Genomic DNA, 22,357 nt, shown 5'->3' with positions numbered 1-22,357 from the left:
GGTCCGCCTGACTCAGACTGTCCCCTGCGGGACGCGCGTGTCCGCCCGGATCTCGGAGGGGAGCGGGTGGGCCGCGGGTCCCCGGTCGTCGGGGCAACGGGGGGACAGGGTCGACGTGTTGGAGCTGGACGGCAGCGGTGCGGAGCCGCTGAGGGACGGGGACCCGCGGTGGATCGGGCCCATCCCGCTGATCGGACGCCTCGGCTCCGGCGGCATGGGCCGCGTGTACCTCGGCGTCCACGAGGGCCGGTACGCGGCCGTCAAGCAGCTCCTGCCCTCGGTCGTCGCCGAGGACGAGGACTTCCTGCGCCGCTTCGGGCACGAGCTGGACAACCTCGCCCGCTTACCCGGGGAGGCGACCGCCCCGCTGCTCGCGGGGGACCGGGAGGCCCGGCCGCCCTGGTTCGCCACCGCCTACGTGCCCGGCCTGACCCTGACCGAGGCGCTGGAGGTCCACGGCGGCCCGCTGCCCGCCGGTGCGCTGTGGCTGCTGCTGCGGGAGGCCGCCAAGGGGCTGGCGGCGGTGCACGCGCTGGACATGGTGCACCGTGATCTGAAGCCGTCCAACGTGATGCTGACGCTGGACGGTCTGACCCTCATCGACTTCGGGGTCGCCCGGGCCGCGGAGCAGAGCCGGCTGACGAGGACCGGCATGGTGGTGGGCACGCCCGCCTACATGTCGCCGGAGCAGGCCTCCGGGAGACGGGCGTCCAGTGGAGCCGTGGACGTCTTCGCGCTGGGTTCGGTGCTGGCGTACGCGGCCTCGGGGCGGCCGCCCTTCGGTGACGAGTCGGGGCACGCGGTGCTGTACCGCATCGTGCACGAGGAGCCCGACCTCGGGCCGCTGCGGGAGCTGGACGCGGAGTTGGCCGACCTGGTCGCGTCCTGCCTGGACAAGGACCACGAGGGGCGGCCCACCGCCGCCGAACTGCTCGAGACCGCCGAACGGCACGGACCGTACGAGCCGCCGCTGTGGCCGGAGGCGCTCACCGAGCGGCTGACCGAACGGGCGGCCTTCGTCACGAAGCCGCCGGAGCAGGCGGACCTCCCCGAACCCGAACCCGAACCCGATCCCGATCCCGGGTCCGCCGTCGTCGGGCGGCGGGATCCGGGTCGGTCCGACCGGCGGCGCGGGCACCGGGTTCTCTTCGCCGTCGTGCCGGTCGTGGTGGCCGCCGGGGCGACCCTCGCCGTGCAACTCCTGCCGTACACCTTCGCCCCCGGTGACCGTGCGGACGCGTCGCCGTCGTCGTCCGCGCCGGTGTCGAGCCCGTCCGCGGCGTCCCCGGCCGGGCCCGGGAAGGCGTCGCGGACGGCGACGCCGGACCAGTCCGCGGTACCCTCCCGATCGCCCGGGGAGCAGGGCGACCGACGGGGCGAGGCGGACGGCGGGGGCGGTGCCGCGGGCGGTTCGCAAGGGGATGCGGATGCCGGTGGGGCCGGGTCGGGTTCTGGTTCCGGTTCTGGTTCCTCCGGTGACAGGGGCGCTGGCACTGGCGTCGGTGCGGGCAGTGGCGATGGTTCCGGTTCCGGATCCGGTTCCGGCTCTGACTCTGGTTCCGACTCCGACTCCGGCTCTGGTTCCGGAGACGGCGACGGCGACGCGTCCGGATCAGGTGTCTTCCTGCTCAAGAACGCCGAGAACGGTCGGTGCATGACCACCGCCCACTCCGACGCCCCGTACGACGGCGACTGCACAGGGGACGCGGCCACCTGGACCTTCCGGAGCAGGCCGGACGGCACCGTGTGGATCATCAACGGGCTCTCGGGCCGGTGCATCTACACCGCGGCTATCGGGCACCCGGTCTTCTCCTTCCCCTGCGGCCGTACCACCGGACAGGAGTGGCGGGTGGGGTCCGGCGGCACCCTCAGGAACGCCGCGACCGGCGGCTGCGTCACCGTCAGCGCGATGAGCGGGACCGGCGTGCGCAACGAGGCCTGCGACCAGTCCGCGGCCCAACGCTGGACGCGGAGCTAGGAGACGTCGTACACCGCGACCGCGAGCCGGACGAACGAGCGGATCAGCGGGTTCGGGTCGGTCCGGGGCCAGGCCACCACCACGGGGCTCGGCGGCAGGCCGGTCAGCGGGACCACGGTGAGGCCGTCGGCGGGCACGTGGTCGGCGAGGGTCATGCCGACCGTGCCGTTCCACAGCACGACCTGCTGGCACTCCCGTACCGTGCGCACCACCGGCCCGGGCCGCGGCTCCCCGCCGTGCCAGTACACCTGCCACTGGGGGTCCGTGCCCTCGGGGAAGCGGAACCAGCGGCGGTCGGCCAGCTCGGCCGGTGTCAGGCTCGCCCGGCCGGCCAGCGGGTCGTCGGTGCGCAGCAGGGCACCCACCGGGTCGGCGCGCAACGCCCGCGTGGCCAGGCCGGTCGGGTCGAAGGGGCCGCGGGTGAGGGCCACGTCGACCAGGCCGGCGTGCAGCCCGCAGGTGGGGTCGGTCAGATCGGTCTCGCGGACGGTGACCTCGACGTGCGGGTGGCGCCGACGGTAGGCGTCCGCCAGCCGGACCACGTCCGGGTCGGTGCTGTCGCCGAGGATGCCGACGGTGAGGGTCGCGGCACCGGCCGCGGCCGCCACGCGAGCGGGTACGCGTTCGGCGCGGTCGAGCAGGGCGCGCGCCTCGTCGAGCAGTACCGCACCGGCCCCGGTGAGGGTGACGCCCGCGGAGGTGCGGTGGAACAGCGTGGCGCCGAGGTCCGTCTCCAGTGCCCTGATCGCCCGGCTCAGCGGCGGCTGGCTCATGTGCAGCCGGACGGCCGCCCGGCCGAAGTGGAGTTCCTCCGCGACCGCCACGAAGTAGCGCAGCGTCCGCAACTCGAGCCGGTCCATCCGGTTCACCCGGTCCATCCTGCGACGATACCCGCGCGGTATCGAGGGTGCGGAAAGGGTCTTGGACGCTCCCGGTGCCCCGGCGGTGGAATCGGGGCATGAGCGACGAACCGAGAAGCAGCGAGAACGGCGAGAACGGCGAGAACAGAGCGAACGGCGAGAACAGAGCGAACGGCGAGAACGGCGAGGCGGGCGCGGACCCCGCCGTGTCGGTGGTCGGCCCCGGAGACGGCGAGACGATCCTCCTCGGCACCACCCGCATGCGCGTCCTGGAGGACGGCAGCCACACCGGCCACCGCCTCGGCATGGCCGAGTCCGTACTCGCCCCGCACACCCCCGGGCCGCCCCAGCACCGTCACGCCCGGCACGACGAGGGCTTCTACGTCATCTCCGGCACGGTGCGGTTCACGGTGGGGGACGAGGACATCGACGCGACGGCGGGCACGCTCGTGATGGTCCCGCCCGGTGCGCCGCACACCTTCGCCAACACCACCGGCGAACCGGCCCGCATGCTCAGCACCTTCACCCCGGACCTGTACGTCCAGTACTTCCGCGACCTGGAGGAGCTGTACGCCGGCGGCCGCACCCCGACTCCGGAGGAGAGCCTCGGGACGATGAGCCGCTACGCGACCGAGCCCGCCACCGGCTCCGCCCGGCCCCGGGGGACCGGGTCGTGAACGTCGCGTACTGGATCGTCGCCGGTCTCCTCGCCGCCTTCTACCTCTACGGCGGCGCGGTGAAGGCGGTGCGCAGCCGGGACGCGCTCCGGCCGATGATGGCCTGGGTGGACGGCACGCCGATGCCCGCCGTCCGCGCCATCGGCGTGGTCGAGGTGCTCGGTGCGGCCGGGCTGGTCCTCCCGCCGCTGACCGGCGTCGCGCCCTGGCTGGCCCCGGCCGCGGCGGCCGGGTTCGTGGTCCTCCAGATCGGCGCCACCGGGGTCCACCTGCGTCTCGGGGACCGGCAGGTCGCCCTCAACCTCACCCTCCTGGTCACCGCCGCCGTCACGGTCTGGCTCGCCGCGGCCCGGCCGTGACCCGGCGGCCGCCGTCAGTCGCGCGGCGGCGGTGTGCCCCGGGCCGCGTCCATGAGCCGGTTCGCGAGGTCCGCGACGAGGCCGCGCAGCTCGTCCGGCCGCTCGACGACGAACGGGCGGTCCAGCGACGCGAGGAGGCCCGGCAGCCAGTCCAGCCGCTCGGCCCGGATCTCGACCCGGCACCAGCCCTCGCCCTCTCCCTCGCCGTCGCCCTCTCCGTCCGCCGCGGCGACGACGGCCACGCTGCCCGGCAGCCGGGCGCGGATCTCCTCGGCCGTCCCCCGGACCCGCACCGTCACCTCGTGCCGGTAGGGCGCCGTGGCGAGGGCCGTCAGCACCCGCTCCGCCGGGCCGGGCCCGGGCGGCGGTGCGAAGGTGCCGGGCAGGACCCGTGCGCCGTGGATGCGGTCGAGGCGGAACGTCCGGTCCGCCCCGGCCGAGAGGTCCCTGCCCGTCACGTACCACCGGCCGGCGTGCGCGACGAGCCCGTACGGGTACACGGTGCGTTCACCGCTCCCGCCGGTGTAGCGGATCGCCAGCGGCCGGTGATGGCGCACGGCGTCGGCGACCGGGAGCAGGACGGCGGCCTCCGGAGCCGCGGCCGCGGTGGACTCGGCCGCCCCGGCCGGGGCGCTCGTGAACGTGAGCGAGTCGAGCACCGCGTCCAGGCGGTGGCGCAGCCGCTCCGGCAGCACCCGCCGGACCTTCGCGGCCGCCGTCTCGCCCGCCGTGCCCGCCGCCGCCGTGATCCCCGTCCGCCGGCCTGCGACCAGGCCGAGGAGTACGGCCAGCGCCTCGTCGTCGGTCAGCATCAGCGGGGGCATGCGGTGTCCGGGGGCCAGCCGGTAGCCGCCGTAGCGGCCGCGCACCGACTCCACCGGGACGTCGAGGTCGACGAGGTGGTCGACGTACCGGCGCACCGTGCGCTCGGCGACGCCGAGCCGCTCGGCCAGTTCGGCCACGGACCGCACACCGCCCGCCTGGAGCAGTTCGAGCAGGGTCAGCACACGGGAGACGGGACGCGACATGCCCCAAGTCTGCCGCCGATACCGGCCGGATTATGACCGGTATCGCTCCTAGCGTGGGACCCGTAGGCACTGATCGCCCCCCAGGAGGCACCCCATGAACCTCGTCTCGCTCCGCGTCATCACGGACGACGTCGCCCGTCTCGTCGGCTTCTACGAGCGGGCCACCGGCCTGCGCGCGACCTGGGCCACCGAGGACTTCGCGGAACTGCGCACCCCGTCCGGGACGCTCGCCATCGGCAGCACCCGCACCGTGCCGCTCTTCGCCCCCGGCTCCGCCCGCCCGGCCGACAACCGCAGCGTGATCGTCGAGTTCCTCGTCGAGGACGTGGACGCCGTGCACCGGAACCTGACCGGCTTCGTGGACGAGTTCGTCAGGGAACCCACCACCATGCCCTGGGGCAACCGCGCGCTCCTCCTCCGCGACCCCGACGGCAACCTGGTCAACTTCTTCACCCCGGTCACCCCGGCCGCCGTCGAGAAGTTCGCCGACGCCGCCCGCTGACGGCCCCCCTATGCTGGACCCGCCCACAGGGGCGAGGAACCGCACGCCGGGAGGGATCTGTGTCAGCGCTGGAGCCGGACGACCCGCGCTCCGTCGGGGAGTACCGGCTGCTGGGCCGGCTGGGTGCGGGCGGCATGGGCCGGGTCTTCCTCGGCCGGTCCCCGGGCGGGCGGCTCGTCGCCGTCAAGGTGGTGCACGCCGAACTGCTGCGCAGGCCCGAGTTCCGCGACCGCTTCCGGCGCGAGGTCCAGGCGGCCAGGATGGTCAGCGGCGCCTTCACCGCCCCCGTCGTCGACGCGGACCCGGACGCGCCGCTGCCCTGGCTGGTCACCAGCTACATCGCCGGTCCTTCGCTGGAACAGGCGGTGGCCGAGCGGGGGCCGTTCGACCCGCAGGCCGTGCTCACGCTGGCCGCGGGGCTCGCCGAGGCGCTGGTGTCGATCCACGCCGCACACCTCGTCCACCGCGACCTCAAGCCCTCCAACGTGCTGCTCGCCGAGGACGGGCCGCGCGTCATCGACTTCGGCATCGTGCGCAGCGTCGACGCCGACTCCCTCACCGGCAGCGGGCACATGGCGGGCTCCCCGGGCTTCATGTCCCCGGAGCAGGTCAACGGGGACGAGGTCACCTGGGCCAGCGACGTGTTCTGCCTCGGCGCGGTGCTGGCCTTCGCGGCGACCGGCACCAACCCGTTCGGCGCCGGTCCGACACCCGCGCTGCTCTACCGCGTCGTGCACAACGCCCCGGACGTCGCCGCCGTCGCCGACCCGGCCCTGCGCTCCCTGATCGCCGACTGCCTCGCCAAGGACCCGGCCCACCGCCCCGCCCCGCGCGAGATCCTCGCCCGCATCGGCCCGCTGGGCGGCGAGAGCGCGACGGCCCTGCCGCACGCCCAGCAGTGGACGCCGGCCGCGCGTCCGACCCGCGCGGACGCCGTGCCCACCCGGATCGTCCCGCCGGTCGCGGCGCCCCGGCGCATCAGCACACCCGCGTCGACACCGCACCTGCGCAGGTGTACCCGCCGGCGCCCGCACCGGCGGTCGTACGCCCGACGTCGACCGGGGACGGCGGCCGCCGGAGCCGACGCGCCTTCCTGCTCTCCGGCGCGGGCGCGCTCGCCGCCCTCGGCGTGGGGACCGGGTTCTGGCTCAACCGCCCGGCGGACCCGGACCCGGACCCGGCGGCCGGTTCCGCGCCCGCGCCGTCGCCGTCCCCCTCGTCCGCGCCGTCCCCGCCCCCGGGCCTGGTCGGACTCTGGCCCCTCGACGAGGCCTCCGGCCAGGTCGCGCGGGACACCGCGGGCGGACACGACGGCACCGTGACCGGCGTCGCCTGGCAGGGCGCCGGGGAAGGCGCCGCCTTCGACGGGACCGGCAGCCAGATCGTGACCGCCGGTCCGGTGCTGAAGACCGGCGAGGGCAGCAGCTTCACCGTCGCCGCCTGGGTCCGCCTCTCCGCCGTGCCGGGCGTCTTCGCCACCGCCGTCAGCCAGGACAGCGCCGACGCCAGCGGCTTCTACCTCCAGTACTCCAGCGAGGACCAGGGCTGGGCCTTCTCCCGTCCCGGTCTGCGCGCCGTCGGCCGGATTGCGCCCGCCGCGCACGTCTGGACCCACCTGACCGGCGTCTGCGACGGCCCGGCCCGCAAGCTGCACCTGTACGTCAACGGCGTCCAGGAGGCGGTCGTCGAGGACACCGGCCCCGCGCCCGCCACCGGCGCCTTCATGATCGGCCGGGCCTCCTTCGACGGGCAGCCCCGGGACTTCTTCCCCGGCGCCATCCGCGACGTACGGGCCTTCGACCGGGCGCTCGCTCCGGCGCGGGTCGCGAAGCTCGCGCAACTCGGCTGACGGGAACTCACCAGCGTTCCGCAGGACAGCGGTTGGGGCGCCCGTGGTAAAGATGTAGCTTCCTGGAGTGGCCGCGGCACCCGCACGGAGCACGCGGCGCCGGCGAACGGGGAGAGAGTTGAGCGGGGAAGCCGGATCCGGCCTCACGGGCAGTGGTGCCGAGCCGTTGGAGGACGACGACCCGCGCCGGATCGGACCGATCCCGCTGCTGGGCCGGCTCGGGGCCGGCGGCATGGGCCGCGTCTACCTCGGCGTCCACGAGGGCCGGTACGCGGCCGTCAAACAGGTGCTGCCGTCGGTCGCCGGGGAGGACAAGGACTTCCTGCGCCGTTTCGGGCACGAGCTGGACAATCTCGCCCGGCTGCCCGAGGAGGCGACCGCGCCGCTGCTGGTCGGGGACCGGGAGGCCCGGCCGCCGTGGTTCGCCACCGCCTACGTCCCCGGCCTCACCCTGCGGGAGGCCGTCGACCTGCACGGGCCCCTGCCCGCCGAGGCGCTGTGGCTCGTCCTGCGGGAGGCCGCCACCGGACTCGCCGCGGTGCACGCGCTGGACATGGTCCACCGGGACCTGAAGCCGTCCAACGTGATGCTGACCCTCGACGGACTCACCCTCATCGACTTCGGCGTCGCCCGGGCCGCCGACCAGAGCCAGTTGACCAGGACCGGCATGGTGGTGGGCACGCCCGCCTACATGTCGCCCGAGCAGGCCTCCGGGAAGCGGGCGTCCAGCGGCGTCGTCGACGTCTTCGCGCTGGGCTCGGTGATCGCGTACGCGGCCTCCGGCCGCCCGCCCTTCGGCGACGAGTCCGGGCACGCCGTGCTCTACCGCATCGTGCACGAGGAGCCCGACCTCCAGCCGCTGCGGGACCTGGACCCCGAACTCGCCGACGTCGTCGCGTCCTGCCTGGACAAGGACCACGAGGGCCGGCCCACCGCCGCCGAACTCGTCGAACGCGCCGCGGCGCACGGGCCGTCGGCGGCCGCGCCGTGGCCGCGGGACATCACCGAGCGGCTGGCCGAACGGGCGGCCTTCGCCGCCCGGGAGCCCGTGCCCCCGCCGCCCGAGCCGGACGCCGCGGTACCGCCCCCGCCGTCCGCCTCCGCCCCCGTGGTCACGGGCGGACGGCCGGAGAAGCGCGAACGGCGACGCCGTACGAGGGTGCTGGCCCTCGTGATCCCGGTCGCCGTGACCGGGGCGACGCTCGGCTTCACGCTGCTGCCGTACGCGATGAACGACGCGGACCGGGACGGGAACGCGGCCGCGCCGCCCGCGGCCACCGGAACGGCGGCCCCGGACCCCGCCGCCTCCGCCACCGGCCCGAGCGCCTCCGCCTCCGCTGCGCCCGGACGGCGGGAAGAAGGACGGTCAGGACAGGGAGAAGAACAAGGACAAGGAAAAGGACAAGGACCCGAACAAGAGCCAGGACGGCGACGGCGGCGCACCCGGCGGAGGCGGGAGCGGGGACGCGGCCGCCGCCGCGCAGGGCGCGTCCGGCGGCGGCTCGGATTCCGGCGCCTCCGGCTCGGGGGGCTCCTCCGGTGCGGGGGGATCGTCCGACTCGGGTACGTCCGCCGGCTCCGGAAGCGGGTCAGGGACGGACGGGGACAGCGGGGACCCCGGGGACGGCTCGGGGGGCGGCGGGTCCGCGTCGGACAGCTTCATGCTGAAGAACGGATCGAGCGGGAAGTGCATGTACGTCGGCACCCCCATCGACGACGGCGCCTGCTCGGGCGACGTCGCCGTCTTCCGCTTCCAGAGCACCTCGGGCGGGGCCTTCAGGATCCTCAACGTGGGCACGGCCCAGTGCATCCACTCCAGGAGCGCGAACGCCTGGCTCGTCAAGGGCACCTGCGGCTCGTTCGGAGGAGAGTGGCAGGAGGGGGCGAACGGTTCGCTCAGGAACCTCAACACCGGTGGCTGCCTCGACCTCAACCGCCGCGCGTCCATGATCGGCCTGACGACCACGACGTGCACGGGCTCCGACTCCCAGCGCTGGACCAGGACGTAGCTCCCGGCCGCCGGTCCTAGTCCTTGCCCCGGTCCCGGTCCTGGTCCCCGTCCTTGTCCCTCTCGTCGTCCTTGTCCAGGGACTTCAGGAAGTCGGGGTTGTCGTCGGGTGCCACCCACTGCCGCCGACCGCCGCCCTGCCAGGGCGAGGAGCCGGCGGGCTGCCGCTTCTTCCCGGCGATGATCCAGGAGATCGAGCCGACCAGCGGGAAGAGCAGCACGAGGATCGCCCACAGCGGCTTGGGCATGTGGCGGATGTCCGCGTCCTTCGTGCTGATGCAGTCGATGAACGCGTAGACGCTCAGGGCCAGTGGTACGAGGAACATCAGCACCCGGAGCATGGGCCTCTCCAGCTCAAGCGAGGGGTGGGGACGCGTCACGGCCCCCAGGTACAGGGCCAGGGTAGCCGCTCGGGGATACTGGACGGCATGGCTTACGACGATCTTCGCTCCCTGCTCAGGACGCTGGAGCGCGAGGGCGACCTCAAGCGCATCAAGGCCGAGGTGGATCCGTACCTGGAGGTCGGGGAGATCGTCGACCGGGTGAACAAGGCGGGCGGCCCCGCGTTGCTCTTCGAGAACGTGAAGGGCTCCGACATGCCCCTCGCGATGAACGTCTTCGGCACCGACCGCCGCCTGCTCAAGGCCCTCGGCCTCAAGTCGTACTCCGAAATCTCGGACAAGATCGGCGGGCTGCTCCGCCCCGAGCTGCCCCAGGGCTTCGTCGGCGTGCGCGAGGCCTTCGGGAAGCTCGGCACGATGACGCACGTACCGCCGAAGAAGGTGAAGCCGGGCAGTGCGCCCGTCCAGGAGGTAGTCCTCACCGGCGACGACGTGGACCTGGAGCGCCTCCCGGCCCTCTTCACCTGGCCGGACGACGGCGGCTCCTTCTTCAACCTCGGGCTCACCCACACCAAGGACCCGGAGACCGGCATCCGGAACCTGGGCCTCTACCGCCTCCAGCGCCACGACAAGCGCACCATCGGCATGCACTGGCAGATCCACAAGGACAGCCGCAACCACTACCAGGTCGCCGCCCGGCGCGGCGAGCGGCTGCCGGTCGCCATCGCCTTCGGCTGCCCGCCCGCCGTGACCTACGCCTCCACGGCCCCGCTCCCCGGCGACATCGACGAGTACCTCTTCGCCGGGTTCCTCCAGGGCAAGCGGGTCGAGATGGTCGACTGCAAGACCGTCCCGCTCCAGGTCCCCGCGCAGGCGGAGGTCGTGATCGAGGGCTGGCTGGAGCCCGGCGAGATGCTCCCCGAGGGCCCCTTCGGCGACCACACCGGCTTCTACACCCCGCAGGAGCCCTTCCCCGCCCTGAAGATCGACTGCGTGACGATGCGCAAGCGCCCGCTGCTCCAGTCGATCGTGGTCGGCCGCCCTCCGACCGAGGACGGCCCCCTCGGCCGGGCCACGGAGCGCTTCTTCCTGCCCCTGCTGAAGATCATCGTCCCGGACATCGTGGACTACCACCTCCCCGAGGCCGGCGGCTTCCACAACTGCGCGATCGTCTCGATCGACAAGAAGTACCCCAAGCACGCCCAGAAGGTGATGCACGCCATCTGGGGCGCCCACATGATGTCCCTGACCAAGCTGATCGTGGTCGTCGACTCCGACTGCGACGTCCACGACCTGCACGAGGTCGCCTGGCGGGCCCTGGGCAACACCGACTACGGCCGTGACCTCACCGTCGTGGAAGGCCCGGTCGACCACCTCGACCATGCCTCCTACCAGCAGTTCTGGGGCGGCAAGGCGGGCATCGACGCGACGAAGAAGCTGCCCGAGGAGGGGTACACCCGCGACGGGGGCTGGCCGGACATGGTGCTGTCCGACCCGGAGACGGCGGCGAAGGTCGACCGCCGCTGGAAGGAGTACGGACTGTGACGTCGGCTTCCGCCGCCCTGCCCCGGCAGCCTGGGCGCACCAAGGCGTTCCTGCGCCTGGTGATGATCGAGCACTCGGTGTTCGCGCTGCCCTTCGCCTACATCGCCGCGCTGACCGCGATGTACCTGTGGGACGAGAACATCCACTGGGGCCGGCTGCTCCTGGTCACCGTCGCCATGGTGGGCCTGCGCACCTTCGCGATGGCGGTCAACCGGATCATCGACCGCGAGATCGACGCCCGCAACCCGCGCACCGCCCACCGCGAGCTGGTCACCGGCGCCATGTCGGTCAGGCACGCCTGGACCGGCGCGCTGATCGCCCTCGTCGTCTTCCTGGGCGCGGCGGCCCTGCTCAACCCGCTCTGCCTGGCCCTGGCCCCCGTCGCGGTGATCCCGATGGTGGTGTACCCGTACGGCAAGCGGTTCACGAACTTCCCGCAGGCCATCCTCGGTCTCGCCCAGGCCATGGGCCCCGTCGGCGGCTGGCTGGCGATCACCGGCGAGTGGTCCTGGGAGGCGGTGATCCTCGGTCTCGCGGTCGGCATCTGGATCGGCGGCTTCGACCTGATCTACGCCTGCCAGGACGTCGAGACCGACCGGCAGGTCGGCGTGAAGTCGGTCCCGGCCCGCTTCGGCGTCCCGGCCGCGATCTGGGGCGCCCGCGCCTGCCACACGGTCACCACGGCCCTGTTCGCCTGGTACGCCGTCGCCACCGACGCCGGTGTCTTCTTCTGGCTCGGCCTGCTGATCGTCGCGGGCGCGTTCCTCTACGAGCACACCATCGTCCGCCCCACCGACCTGTCCCGCCTCAACAGGGCGTTCTTCAGCGTCAACGGCTTCATCGGGATCGCCCTCTTCGTGTGCGCGCTGCTGGATCTGCTCGTAAGGGGCCTCACGGTCTGAAAAGCATGAGCCTGCGACTAGGCTCGGCATCATGAAGCCAGGACAGACGCAGCGCGTGCCTTGGATCGTGGGGGTGTCCGGGGCCTCCGGCACCCCGTACGCCGCCGCCGTGCTGCGTGCGCTGCTCGCCGCCGGCGAGAGCGTCGACCTGGTGGTCAGCCGGGCCTCGCGGCTCACCCTGCTCGACGAGACCGGCATCTCCTTCCGCGACGCCCACTGGCGGCACGACCTGCGCGAATGGCTGGCCCGCGGAGCCGACGGAAAGCCGGACACGTTCGACCCGGACGTCTCCGGCGTACGGCACTGGAGCGCGGGCGACCTCGCGGCGGGGCCGTCCTCGGGGTCGTACCCGACGAAGGGCATGCTGATCGTGCCCGCGTCCACGGCCTGCGTGGCCGGTGTCGCGCTCGGGCTGTCCAAGGACCTGCTCCAGCGCGCCGCGAGCGTGACCCTCAAGGAGCGCCGCAGGCTGGTCGTGGCCGTGCGGGAGACCCCGCTGGACGGCCGGACACTGCGGCACCTGGTGACCCTGGACGACGCCGGCGCGAGCGTGGTGCCCGCCTCCCCGGCCTTCTACGCGGGGGCGACGCACATCCAGGACCTGGTGGATTTCGTCGCCGGACGCGTCCTCGACGCGGCGGGCGTCGGGCACGGCCTCTACCGCCGCTGGCGCGGCGACCTCGGCGGGGCCCGCCCCACCGACTGAGCACCAACTCCCCCCACACGTTTGTTACCCACATCTTCAGAACTCTTCAGTGGAAGGCTTCGATCGCATGGACGCGGTGGACAGGCAGCTCATCCAGGCCCTGAGGGAGAACGGCCGGGCCTCCTACGCGGAGCTGGGGCGCCTGGTCGGACTCTCCGGACCCAGCGTCACCGACCGCATCAACCGGCTGGAGGCGGCCGGCGTCATCACCGGCTACCGGGCCACCGTCGACTCCGCCTCGCTAGGCCTCGGCGTCACCGCCCTGATCGGCGTCTCGCTCTCCGACGCCGCCGACCACGAGGACGTGGCACAGCGCCTCAAGGAGCTGCGGGAGATCGAGGACTGCTGGTTCATCGCCGGCGACGACTCCTACATGCTCAAGGTGCGCGCCGCCGACGTGGACGGCCTGGAGAGCATCATCCGGCGGCTGTCGGGCACCAAGGGCGTGTCCCGGACCCGTACCACCATCGTTCTCTCCACCAAGTGGGAGAACCGGGTGGGCGAGCTGCCCGAAGAGGTCCAGTGACCGGGGCGTACCGTTGACCCGTCTGTCTCAGAAAGAGGTATCGCATGGACGCCGGGCTCAAGCGCGAGCTGGAGCAGAAGGTCCGCTCCGGTGAGCGGCTGACCCGCGAGGACGGCATCGCGCTGTACGAGTCGGACGATCTCGCCTGGCTCGGCGGCCTCGCGCACGAGGTGCGGACGCGGAAGAACGGCGACGTCGTCCACTTCAACGTCAACCGCCACCTCAACATGACCAACGTGTGCACCGCCTCCTGCGCGTACTGCTCCTTCCAGCGCAAGCCGGGGGAGAAGGACGCGTACACGATGCGCATCGAGGAGGCGGTGAAGCTCGCCAAGGCGATGGAGGGCGAGAACCTCACCGAGCTGCACATCGTCAACGGCCTGCACCCCAACCTGCCGTGGCGCTACTACCCGCGCTCGCTCAGGGAGCTGAAGGCCGCGCTGCCGGAGGTCTCGCTCAAGGCGTTCACCGCCACCGAGATCCACCACTTCGAGACCATCTCCGGGATGTCCGCCTCCGACATCCTGGACGAGCTGATCGACGCCGGTCTGGAGTCCCTCACCGGCGGCGGCGCGGAGATCTTCGACTGGGAGGTGCGGCAGCACATCGTCGACCACCGCACCCACTGGGAGGACTGGTCCCGCATCCACCGCCTGGCCCACGAGAAGGGCCTGAAGACCCCGTGCACCATGCTCTACGGCCACATCGAGGAACCCCGCCACCGCGTGGACCACGTGCTGCGCCTGCGTGAGCTGCAGGACGAGACGGGCGGCTTCCAGGTCTTCATCCCGCTGCGGTACCAGCACGACTTCGTGGACATGAAGGACGGCAAGGTCCGAAACCGCCTCCAGGCGCGTACGCAGATGGCGACCGGCGCGGAGGCCCTGAAGACCTTCGCGGTCTCGCGGCTGCTCTTCGACAACGTCCCGCACGTCAAGGTCTTCTGGGTCATGCACGGCGTCCAGACCGCCCAGCTCGCCCTCCAGCACGGGGCGGACGACATGGACGGCTCGGTCGTCGAGTACAAGATCACGCATGACGCGGACGACTTCGGCACGCCGAACAAGCTGACGCGGGAGGACCTGCTGGACCTCATCCGCGACGCCGGGTTCCGGCCGGTCGAGCGGAACACGCGGTACGAGATCCTCCGGGAGTACGAGGGTCCCGACCCGGCACGTCGGGAGTCGCCGCAGCCGATGCGAGTGTGATTCTCGCGGTAGTTTTCCGGCTGCCGGCCGGTGGGGGCCGTTCGCGCAGTTCCCCGCGCCCCTGAGGGCATGTCCTCGCGCCTGCTTGCAAGGCACCGGGACTGTCCCGACCCAGGGGCGCGGGGCTGTATCGATGTGCGGCTCCGCCGCGTGGGCGCGATCAGCCACGAACCACCCGCACCCGGCATGGATCCGAACGACCCACGGCGGGTACCCGCACCCGCATGGCCACCGAGGACGACTACACAGCACAACCCTTCGTTCCTGATCGCGGCGGCCTCACCGCCCTGCGCCGGGCGGCAGCCGAATGCCGCGGCTGCCCGCTGCACCGCGACGCCACCCGGACCGTCTTCGGCGCCGGCAAGGCGTCCGCCCGCGTCATGCTCGTCGGCGAACAGCCCGGCGACCAGGAGGACCGGCAGGGCAAGCCGTTCGTCGGCCCCGCCGGGAACCTCCTGGACCGGGCGCTGGCGGACGCCGGCCTCGATCCGGCGGACGCGTACGTCACCAACGCCGTCAAGCACTTCAAGTTCACCCGGGCCGAGCCCCGCAAGCGCCGTATCCACAAGGCGCCCACCCTGCGCGAGACGGCCGCCTGCGGTCCCTGGCTGGCCGCCGAGCTGGCGCGCGTGGAGCCCGAGCTGATCGTGGTGCTGGGCGCCACCGCGGGCAAGGCGCTGCTCGGCTCCTCCTTCCGGGTCACCCAGGTGCGCGGCACGGTGCTGGAGGAGGAGATCCACGGGCGTCCGGAACGGCTGGTGCCGACCGTGCACCCGTCGGCGGTGCTGCGGGCCGACGACCGGGAGGCGGCCTACCGGGGACTGCTCTCGGACCTGAAAGTCGCCGCACGAGCACTCGCGTAATAGCTACCATGGCCGGGTGTCCCTTACTTTCACTTTCGATCCGGCCGTCACCCCCGACCTCCGCGACGGCGTCCTCGACCTGTGGACCGACGTCTCCAACGCCGGCGGCTCCGTGGGCTTCGTGCCGCCGGTGACGCGCGAGGACGTCCGCCCCGAGCTGCTCAAGCACCTGACGGGCATGGCCGAAGGGCGTACCCGCCTCCTGGTCGGACACGACGAGGAGGGCCGGGTGGCCGCCACCGCGTTCCTCGCCCTCAACACGCACCGGCTGATGCGGCACTGGCTCTGGCTCTACACGGTCATGGTCCACCCGCGTCACCAGGGCCGGGGCTACGGCCGGGACCTGATGGCGGCCGCCGCGGACGCCGCCCGCACCTGCGACGGCATCGAGGCGATACGCCTCACCTGCCGCGGCGGGCTCGGCCTGGAGCGGTTCTACGAGTCCTGCGGCTACAAGGAGGTCGGCCGGGTCCCCGGCGCGATCCGGGTCGCCCCCGGCGACGACCGGGACGACGTCTTCCTGCTGCTGCCCCTGGCCTGAACCCCCGGCCGCCGCCCGGCCGACCCCCGTGCAAGATCGGCGGCCCGGCATGTTTCACTGGACAGTGCCTCTTTGTGCCAGAAACGGAAGAGTGGATTGAGATGCTCCGCTACACGCTGATGCGCCTCGGGATCTTCGTAGGCTGCCTCGTGGTCGTCTGGGGGCTCGTCTACGCCGGGGTGTTCCCGCGCGGCCTCGGCGACTCCAACGGCATGTGGATCCTCCTGCTCTCCCTGCTGGTCTCCGCCCCCATCAGCTACGTCGCGCTGCGCAAGGAGCGGGACCGGGCCTCGGTCCAGGTCGTGGGCCGGGTGGACCGGATGAAGGCCAACCTGGAGGCCAACCGCGGCCAGGAGGACAGCGCCGACGACACGGCGCGGGCGCAGGGCCAGACCTCGTAACGTCCGTCACGCACCCGCACGCCCCGGCTTCCGAATTCACCGGAAACCGGGGCGCTTTGCGTTTTGCGGGCAGTAGGGCACTCCTGCCTCTCAAAGTATGGCTTTGAGTGTCTCAAAGCACGGGTGTTAAAGTCGTGTGCATGAAGCAAGCAGCCGCGCCCACCACACCACAGCGCCTCGCGCTCGTGGCGCGCCTGCACGTGGACCTCTGCCGGTGCGCGTCCGCGAACTGTCGCCCCTGACGTTCCCCCCTCACCAGTCGTCCCCACGTCAGCTCAGCGCGTCCCATTCCGCGTCCCGTCCCCCTACGGAGCATGTCCGTGTCTTCACCCTCTTCTTTCACGAAGTACCTCAAGGTGCCCTTCTGGGCCCAGATACTCGCCGGTCTCGTCCTCGGCGTGCTGCTGGGCTGGCTGGCCCGCAGCCAGGACATATCGTGGCTGGTCACCACCCTGGAGAAGGTCGGTGACACCTTCATCGGCCTGCTGAAGCTGGCCGTCGCCCCGCTGGTCTTCTTCGCGATCCTGGTCTCGATCACCAACCTGCGGAAGGTCAACAACGCGGCCCGCCTGGCGTCCCGCACCCTCCTCTGGTTCATGATCACGTCGCTGATCGCGGTGGCCATCGGCCTCGTCATCGGCCTGGTCACCAACCCCGGCGCCGGCACCGGCCTCACCGCGGCCGACGGCGCCAAGCCCGAACACACCGGTTCCTGGATCGACTTCCTGACCGGCATCGTGCCGACCGACGTCATCACGCCGTTCACCGAGCTGAACGTGCTGCAGATCGTCTTCATGGCCGCCGTCGCCGGCATCGCCGCCCTCCAGCTCGGTGAGAAGGCCCAGCCGATCCTGAACCTGAGCGAGTCGATCCTCGAACTCCTCCAGAAGGCCCTGTGGTGGGTCATCCGCCTCGCCCCGCTCGGCACCGTCGGCCTCATCGGCAAGGCCATCGCCACCTACGGCTGGGACCTCATCGGCAAGTACGCCACTTTCACCGCCGACATCTACGTCGGCTGCGCCATCGTGATGTTCGTGGTCTACCCGACGCTGCTCGCCACCGTCGCCAAGGCCAGCCCGCTCCAGTTCTTCAAGGGCGCCTGGCCCGCCATCCAGCTGGCCTTCGTCTCCCGCTCCTCGGTCGGCACCATGCCGCTGACCCAGAAGGTCACCGAGCGCCTCGGCGTCCCGAAGGAGTACGCGTCCTTCGCCGTGCCGTTCGGCGCGACGACCAAGATGGACGGCTGCGCCGCGATCTACCCGGCGATCGCCGCGATCTTCGTCGCGCAGATCTTCGACATCCAGCTCGGGGTCGGCGACTACCTGCTGATCGCGTTCGTCTCGGTGGTCGGCTCCGCCGCCACGGCCGGCCTCACCGGCGCCACGGTCATGCTGACCCTGACCCTCTCCACCCTGGGCCTGCCCATGGAGGGCGTCGGCCTCCTGCTCGCCATCGACCCGATCCTGGACATGATGCGCACGGCGACCAACGTCGCGGGCCAGGCGCTCGTACCGGTGATCGTCTCGGCCCGCGAGGGGCTGCTCGACCGCAAGGCGTACGACGAGGCCCACGCCTCGCCGATCGACGAGCCGGAGCGGGAGAAGCAGGCGTCGGAGCCGGTTCCGGTCGCCGCCTGACCGTCCCGTCCGGGGCGCTGACGTCCGGAACACCGCCGCACGGACCGTACGCTGATTCGCATGGGTGCAGGGAAGACCAAGCGGATGCCGCGTGCGGTCCGTGAGCAGCAGATGCTGGACGCCGCCGTGAGCGTCTTCGGAAGGCGCGGGTACATGGCGGCGTCGATGGACGAGATCGCCGAACTGGCGGGCGTCTCCAAGCCGCTGGTGTACCTGTACCTGAACTCCAAGGACGACCTCTTCAGCGCCTGCATCGACCGCGAGGCCCGCGCCCTCACCGAGGCGGTGCGGGCCGGCGTGCGTCCGGGGCTGTCCGCCGACGGGCAACTCTGGTCGGGGCTGCGCGCGTTCTTCACGCACACCGCGCGGCACCCGGACGCCTGGCGGGTGCTGCACCTGCACGCCCGTACGCACGGCGAGCGGTTCGCCGCCGAGGTGGCGGCGATGCGCGAGGAGATCGTCGCCTTCGTGACGCAGCTGATCGCCGCCGCCGCGCGCGACGCGCACCGGGATCCGCACCTGGCCGAGGGCGAGGTCGCCGGGCTGGCCGAGGCGCTGGTCGGGGCCGCGGAGTCGCTCGCCGACTGGGCGGGCGCCACCGAGGGCGTCACCGCGAAGCAGGCGGCGGCGACCCTGATGAACTTCGCCTGGGCCGGCCTGGGCGACCTGATGGCGGGGCGGCCGTGGTCCCCACCGGAGGAGCCCGGAACGGGGGAGCCCGCGCCGGAGGCGGAGCCCGCGCCGCAGGAGCAGCCCGCGCCGGTGGCTCAGGCCGCCGGGTAGGGTCCGACCTCGCCGGACAGGTGCAGCCGCCGTCCTCCGTCACCGCCGCGCAGCTCGAACCGGCCGTTCCCGGCCCCGTACGCCACCGTCCCCGGCAGCAGCACGGGCGCCCGGAACTCCGCCCGTACCACGGCCGCGTCCGGCGTCCCGTGCTCGGCGAGACACCGGGCCACCGTCCACATGCCGTGCGCGATGGCCCGCGGGAAGCCGAACAGGCGGGCGGTGAGCGGGTGCAGGTGGATCGGGTTGCGGTCGCCGGAGGCGGCACCGTAGCGGCGTCCGACGTCACCGGCGAGTTGCCACTCGGCGCGCACCGGGAGGGGTTCCCGCTGTGCCGCGGGGGTCTCACCGGCGGTGGAGGGCCGGGCGGTGGTGCGGTGCCGGGCCAGGTAGGTGCTGCGGGACTCCCAGACCAGGTCCGCCCCGGCGCGGACCTCCGTGACCACCGTCGCCTCGGTGCCGCGCCGGTGCGCGGCCAGCCCTTCGACGTACACGGCGAGTTCGTACTCGGCGGTCGCGGGCATGGCGGCCCGGCGGGTGATGCCGATGGACGTGTGGACGAGGCCGAGCAGCGGCAGCGGGAAGCCCCGGCCGCTCATCAGGCGCATGGCCATCGGGAAGCCCAGCACGTGCGGATAGGTCACGGGAAGCGCGTCCGCGCCGGTCGCGAACCCGCACACCCGCTCGTACGCCGCGAGCCGCGCGAGGTCGACGCGCAGGCCGGGCAGGACCAGTCGGGTGCGGGGGAAGTCCGCGTCCGGACGGGGGCGCTTGAGGGGCGACAGCAGCGCGCCGCGCGCGAGGAGCGGGGCCAGGGCGGGGACGCCGGTCAGGGTGCTGGGGGGCGGGGCCGCGGTGGTCATCAGGCCCCCAGCAGGCTCTGGCCGCAGACCCGTACGACCTGGCCGTTGACCGCGCCGGAGGCCGGGTGCGCGAGCCAGGCGGTCGTCTCGGCGACGTCGACGGGCAGTCCGCCCTGCGCGAGGGAGTTCATGCGGCGGCCGGCCTCGCGGATGAGGAGCGGGACCGCCGCCGTCATCCTCGTCTCGATGAACCCCGGCGCCACCGCGTTCACCGTCACCCCGTGATCGGCGAGGGCGCGGGGCGCCAGCGAGCGGACCAGCCCGACGATCCCCGCCTTGCTGGCGCCGTAGTTGGTCTGCCCCGCGTTGCCCGCGAGGCCCGCGATGGAGGCCGTCGCCACGATCCGGCCGCCCCGGTTGACGGCGCCCGCGGCGAGCAGCGCGTCCGTGGTGCGCAGGACGCTCGCCAGGTTCACGTCGAGCACGGAACTCCAGCGGTCGGCCGGCATGTTGACCAGACGCCGGTCGCGGGTGACGCCCGCGTTGTGGACGAGGACGTCGAGCCCGCCGGGCAGCGCGGCGGCGATGCGCTCGCCCGCGTCGGCGGCCGTGATGTCCAGCGCGAGAGCGGTGCCGCCGAGGCGTTCGGCGGCCCGGCGGGCGGCGTCCTCGGCCTGCGGCACGTCGAGGACGACGACCTGGGCGCCCTGGTCGGCCAGCGTCTCGGCGACCGCCGCGCCGATGCCCCGCGCGGCGCCGGTGACCAGGGCGGTGCGTCCGGCCAGCGGCAGCGCCCAGTCGTCGGGGTCGGCGCCCCCGCCCGCCGCCCCGACCTCGATCAGCTGGCCGCTGACGTAGGCGGAGGCGGGGGAGAGGAGGAAGCGGAGGGTGGACTCGGCGGGCGCCGCGCCGGTGAGCCGTACGAGGTTGACCGTCCTGCCCCGCCCGATCTCCTTGCCGAGCGAGCGCGTGAACCCCTCCAACGCCTGCTGGGCGGCGGCCTGGTGGTGGTCGGCCGGGTCGAGCGGGGCCCCGAGCACCACCACCCGGCCGCTCGCGGCGACGGACCGTACGACGGGGTGCAGCGCGGCGTGCACCTCGGCCAGCGCGTCGACGTCCCGTACGCCGGTGGCGTCGAGGACGACGGCGGCGGGGCGGCCGTCCTTGTCCCGGGGCAGGCCGGTGCGGGCCAGTACGGGCGCGAGGTCGAGGTCGGTCTTTCCGGCCGTGAGGTGCAGCAGACCGCCGTCGAGCGCGTCCCGCCGCAGGGCCGCGGGTTGCGGCAGCCCGAGCTGGCGGGTGAGGAAACGTCCGGGTGCGGTGCCGGTGAAGCTGAGATAGCGGTCGGCCATGTCTGTCTCCCAGGCGGCGGATGGGGGTCCCCCCACGCGAGCGTGTTCGAGCGTGGGGGAGTGTCCAGAGACGGGCGGTCGGGCACGTGCCGCCCACTACTGCTTACTCTGGAGTAAGGTTACCGGAGGTAAGCCTATGTCACGGGTGAGGAGCAGGTCGAGATGAGCCCTCTGGCACCGCAGCCCCCACGCCGCGTCGCGGTCATCGGCGGCACGCGCGTCCCCTTCGCCCGCTCCGACGGGCCGTACGCCACCGCCTCCAACCAGGAGATGCTCACCGCCGCCCTGGACGGCCTGGTCGAGCGGTACGGGCTCCGGGAGCCGGGCGCCGTCGGCGAGTTCGTGGCCGGCGCGGTCCTCAAGCACAGCCGGGACTTCAACCTGGCCCGCGAGACGGTCCTCGGTTCGGCCCTCGACCCGCGCACCCCCGCCTACGACATCCAGCAGGCCTGCGGGACCGGACTCCAGGCCGTGATCGCCGCCGCCAACAAGATCGCCCTCGGCCAGACCGAGTCGGCGATCGCGGGCGGCGCCGACACCGCGAGCGACGCCCCGCTCGGCGTCAACGACCGCCTGCGCCGCATCCTCCTTGAGGCTCGCCGGGCCAAGTCCACCGGCGGCAGGCTCAAGGCCCTGGCCAAGGTCCGCCCGGGACACCTGGTCCCCGACATCCCGCGCAACGCCGAGCCGCGCACCGGCCTGTCGATGGGCGAGCACGCCGCGGTGACCGCACGGGCCTCGGGCATCTCCCGTGAGGAACAGGACGCGTTGGCCGCCGCGAGCCACCGGCGGCTGGCGGCGGCGTACGAACGCGGCCTCTTCCAGGACCTGGTGATCCCCTTCCGCGGCCTGGCCCGCGACCAGAACCTGCGCCCGGGCTCGACGGCGGAGAAACTGGCCGCGCTGAAGCCCGTGTTCGGCCTCGACGCCCCCGGCCCCACCATGACGGCGGGAAACTCCACGCCCCTGACGGACGGCGCCGCGACGGTGCTCCTGGCTAGCGAGGAGTGGGCCGAGGCCCGGGGTGTCGAACCCCTCGCGTACCTCACGGCGTACGAGACGGCCGCCGTGGACTTCGTCGGCGGGGACGTGGCCGGTGGCGAGGACGGCCTGCTGATGGCGCCCGCGTACGCGGTCCCGCGGATGCTGGAGCGGGCCGGGCTCGGGATCGGGGACTTCGACCTCGTCGAGATCCACGAGGCGTTCGCCTCCCAGGTGCTGGCCACCCTGGCCGCCTGGGAGAAGCGCGGCCTGGCCCCGGTGGACCGGGCCCGCCTGAACGTGGCAGGCTCCTCCCTCGCCACCGGCCACCCCTTCGCCGCGACCGGCGCCCGCATCGTGGCGACCCTGGCCACCCTGCTCGCCGAGCGGGAAGGGCCGGGGCGCGGCCTGATCTCCGTCTGCGCGGCGGGCGGCCAGGGTGTGACGGCGATACTGGAACGAACGTGACTTACCCTCAGGTAACCCCCAACACTGCACACGTCCGGC

At 73.0% G+C, this 22,357-nt stretch carries 24 protein-coding genes and 1 pseudogene; 20 read left to right on the top strand and 5 right to left on the bottom strand.

Annotation, left to right across the window (positions count from 1 at the left end; translation table 11 throughout):
• The first annotated feature begins 115 nt into the window (after positions 1 to 115).
• Positions 116 to 1,978 (top strand): serine/threonine-protein kinase, encoded by a 1,863-nt coding sequence (locus Sru02f_RS35285; RefSeq protein ID WP_109035591.1) that lies wholly within the window; start codon positions 116 to 118, stop codon positions 1,976 to 1,978.
• Here the strand turns inward: Sru02f_RS35285 and Sru02f_RS35280 are convergent.
• Positions 1,975 to 2,856 (bottom strand): LysR family transcriptional regulator, encoded by an 882-nt coding sequence (locus Sru02f_RS35280; protein WP_244941936.1) that lies wholly within the window; start codon positions 2,854 to 2,856, stop codon positions 1,975 to 1,977. The genes Sru02f_RS35285 and Sru02f_RS35280 overlap by 4 nt on opposite strands.
• 80 nt (positions 2,857 to 2,936) lie before the next feature.
• Here Sru02f_RS35280 and Sru02f_RS35275 point away from each other — a divergent pair, with 80 nt between their 5' ends.
• Together Sru02f_RS35275 and Sru02f_RS35270 are read left to right on the top strand one after the other, a co-directional pair.
• Positions 2,937 to 3,515 (top strand): cupin domain-containing protein, encoded by a 579-nt coding sequence (locus Sru02f_RS35275; RefSeq protein WP_167469798.1) that lies wholly within the window; start codon positions 2,937 to 2,939, stop codon positions 3,513 to 3,515.
• Positions 3,512 to 3,874 carry a DoxX family protein gene (locus tag Sru02f_RS35270; protein ID WP_109035595.1) on the top strand — a complete coding sequence of 121 codons (363 nt, stop codon included), beginning with the start codon at positions 3,512 to 3,514 and terminating at the stop codon, positions 3,872 to 3,874. Before Sru02f_RS35275 ends, Sru02f_RS35270 begins: the two co-directional genes overlap by 4 nt.
• 14 nt (positions 3,875 to 3,888) lie before the next feature.
• Here the strand turns inward: Sru02f_RS35270 and Sru02f_RS35265 are convergent, their stop codons facing one another.
• Positions 3,889 to 4,902, bottom strand: coding sequence for a helix-turn-helix transcriptional regulator (locus tag Sru02f_RS35265; RefSeq protein ID WP_109035597.1), 1,014 nt, complete (start codon positions 4,900 to 4,902; stop codon positions 3,889 to 3,891).
• Between the two features lie 94 nt (positions 4,903 to 4,996).
• Here Sru02f_RS35265 and Sru02f_RS35260 point away from each other — a divergent pair, with 94 nt between their 5' ends.
• From Sru02f_RS35260 to Sru02f_RS35240, 5 genes and pseudogenes are all read left to right on the top strand, one after another.
• Positions 4,997 to 5,404, top strand: a complete 408-nt coding sequence (locus Sru02f_RS35260; RefSeq protein WP_109035599.1) for a VOC family protein — start codon at positions 4,997 to 4,999, stop codon at positions 5,402 to 5,404.
• Between the two features lie 59 nt (positions 5,405 to 5,463).
• Complete coding sequence (locus Sru02f_RS35255; RefSeq protein ID WP_373103673.1) at positions 5,464 to 6,726, top strand: serine/threonine-protein kinase; 1,263 nt, start codon at positions 5,464 to 5,466, stop codon at positions 6,724 to 6,726.
• The gene (locus Sru02f_RS35250) at positions 6,723 to 7,253 is read left to right on the top strand and encodes a LamG domain-containing protein (protein ID WP_373103670.1); all 531 of its coding nucleotides are present in this window, start codon (positions 6,723 to 6,725) and stop codon (positions 7,251 to 7,253) included. The genes Sru02f_RS35255 and Sru02f_RS35250 overlap by 4 nt, the downstream gene beginning before the upstream one ends.
• Before the next feature lie 232 nt (positions 7,254 to 7,485).
• Positions 7,486 to 8,145: pseudogene (locus Sru02f_RS35245) on the top strand (serine/threonine-protein kinase); the annotation flags it as partial.
• Positions 8,146 to 8,914: 769 nt separating this feature from the next.
• The gene (locus tag Sru02f_RS35240; protein ID WP_164274457.1) at positions 8,915 to 9,262 is read left to right on the top strand and encodes an RICIN domain-containing protein; all 348 of its coding nucleotides are present in this window, start codon (positions 8,915 to 8,917) and stop codon (positions 9,260 to 9,262) included.
• A gap of 16 nt (positions 9,263 to 9,278) precedes the next feature.
• On the opposite strand, the gene Sru02f_RS35235 is transcribed toward Sru02f_RS35240, so the two are convergent.
• On the bottom strand, positions 9,279 to 9,602 hold the full coding sequence (locus Sru02f_RS35235) for a PLD nuclease N-terminal domain-containing protein (protein ID WP_109035605.1): 324 nt from the start codon (positions 9,600 to 9,602) through the stop codon (positions 9,279 to 9,281).
• A gap of 87 nt (positions 9,603 to 9,689) precedes the next feature.
• Here Sru02f_RS35235 and Sru02f_RS35230 point away from each other — a divergent pair, with 87 nt between their 5' ends.
• The 11 genes from Sru02f_RS35230 to Sru02f_RS35180 all read left to right on the top strand — a co-directional run bounded on the left by Sru02f_RS35230 (position 9,690) and on the right by Sru02f_RS35180 (position 18,714).
• Positions 9,690 to 11,147, top strand: coding sequence for a menaquinone biosynthesis decarboxylase (locus Sru02f_RS35230; protein ID WP_109035607.1), 1,458 nt, complete (start codon positions 9,690 to 9,692; stop codon positions 11,145 to 11,147).
• Positions 11,144 to 12,049, top strand: coding sequence for a menaquinone biosynthesis prenyltransferase MqnP (gene mqnP / locus Sru02f_RS35225; RefSeq protein ID WP_109035610.1), 906 nt, complete (start codon positions 11,144 to 11,146; stop codon positions 12,047 to 12,049). Before Sru02f_RS35230 ends, mqnP begins: the two co-directional genes overlap by 4 nt.
• Before the next feature lie 55 nt (positions 12,050 to 12,104).
• The gene (locus Sru02f_RS35220; protein ID WP_109035612.1) at positions 12,105 to 12,755 is read left to right on the top strand and encodes a UbiX family flavin prenyltransferase; all 651 of its coding nucleotides are present in this window, start codon (positions 12,105 to 12,107) and stop codon (positions 12,753 to 12,755) included.
• Between the two features lie 67 nt (positions 12,756 to 12,822).
• The gene (locus Sru02f_RS35215) at positions 12,823 to 13,281 is read left to right on the top strand and encodes an Lrp/AsnC family transcriptional regulator (protein WP_003974456.1); all 459 of its coding nucleotides are present in this window, start codon (positions 12,823 to 12,825) and stop codon (positions 13,279 to 13,281) included.
• Positions 13,282 to 13,325: 44 nt separating this feature from the next.
• Positions 13,326 to 14,489, top strand: a complete 1,164-nt coding sequence (gene mqnE / locus Sru02f_RS35210; RefSeq protein ID WP_003974455.1) for an aminofutalosine synthase MqnE — start codon at positions 13,326 to 13,328, stop codon at positions 14,487 to 14,489.
• Positions 14,490 to 14,713: 224 nt separating this feature from the next.
• Positions 14,714 to 15,352 (top strand): UdgX family uracil-DNA binding protein, encoded by a 639-nt coding sequence (locus Sru02f_RS35205; RefSeq protein ID WP_109035614.1) that lies wholly within the window; start codon positions 14,714 to 14,716, stop codon positions 15,350 to 15,352.
• Positions 15,353 to 15,368: 16 nt separating this feature from the next.
• Positions 15,369 to 15,893: a GNAT family N-acetyltransferase gene (locus tag Sru02f_RS35200; RefSeq protein ID WP_109035617.1), complete on the top strand. Its 525-nt coding sequence runs from the start codon at positions 15,369 to 15,371 to the stop codon at positions 15,891 to 15,893.
• A gap of 101 nt (positions 15,894 to 15,994) precedes the next feature.
• Complete coding sequence (locus tag Sru02f_RS35195; protein ID WP_109035619.1) at positions 15,995 to 16,294, top strand: DUF4229 domain-containing protein; 300 nt, start codon at positions 15,995 to 15,997, stop codon at positions 16,292 to 16,294.
• A gap of 140 nt (positions 16,295 to 16,434) precedes the next feature.
• Positions 16,435 to 16,536 (top strand): putative leader peptide, encoded by a 102-nt coding sequence (locus tag Sru02f_RS35190; RefSeq protein WP_309546884.1) that lies wholly within the window; start codon positions 16,435 to 16,437, stop codon positions 16,534 to 16,536.
• A 72-nt stretch (positions 16,537 to 16,608) separates the two neighbouring features.
• Positions 16,609 to 17,931 (top strand): dicarboxylate/amino acid:cation symporter, encoded by a 1,323-nt coding sequence (locus tag Sru02f_RS35185; protein WP_109035621.1) that lies wholly within the window; start codon positions 16,609 to 16,611, stop codon positions 17,929 to 17,931.
• A gap of 60 nt (positions 17,932 to 17,991) precedes the next feature.
• On the top strand, positions 17,992 to 18,714 hold the full coding sequence (locus tag Sru02f_RS35180; RefSeq protein ID WP_109035623.1) for a TetR/AcrR family transcriptional regulator: 723 nt from the start codon (positions 17,992 to 17,994) through the stop codon (positions 18,712 to 18,714).
• Here Sru02f_RS35180 and Sru02f_RS35175 read toward each other — a convergent pair.
• Positions 18,699 to 19,577 (bottom strand): MaoC/PaaZ C-terminal domain-containing protein, encoded by an 879-nt coding sequence (locus Sru02f_RS35175; protein WP_109035625.1) that lies wholly within the window; start codon positions 19,575 to 19,577, stop codon positions 18,699 to 18,701. The two genes, Sru02f_RS35180 and Sru02f_RS35175, sit on opposite strands and share 16 nt — an antisense overlap.
• The gene (locus Sru02f_RS35170) at positions 19,577 to 20,869 is read right to left on the bottom strand and encodes a 3-oxoacyl-ACP reductase (RefSeq protein ID WP_109035627.1); all 1,293 of its coding nucleotides are present in this window, start codon (positions 20,867 to 20,869) and stop codon (positions 19,577 to 19,579) included. The genes Sru02f_RS35175 and Sru02f_RS35170 overlap by 1 nt, the downstream gene beginning before the upstream one ends.
• Before the next feature lie 162 nt (positions 20,870 to 21,031).
• Here Sru02f_RS35170 and Sru02f_RS35165 point away from each other — a divergent pair, with 162 nt between their 5' ends.
• Positions 21,032 to 22,318 carry an acetyl-CoA C-acetyltransferase gene (locus tag Sru02f_RS35165; protein ID WP_109035629.1) on the top strand — a complete coding sequence of 429 codons (1,287 nt, stop codon included), beginning with the start codon at positions 21,032 to 21,034 and terminating at the stop codon, positions 22,316 to 22,318.
• Positions 22,319 to 22,357: the final 39 nt, after the last annotated feature.

It is taken from the genome of Streptomyces rubrogriseus, from assembly GCF_027947575.1.
GTDB classification, from domain to species: domain Bacteria; phylum Actinomycetota; class Actinomycetes; order Streptomycetales; family Streptomycetaceae; genus Streptomyces; species Streptomyces rubrogriseus.
This window is presented reverse-complemented; position numbering and strand designations above follow the sequence as displayed.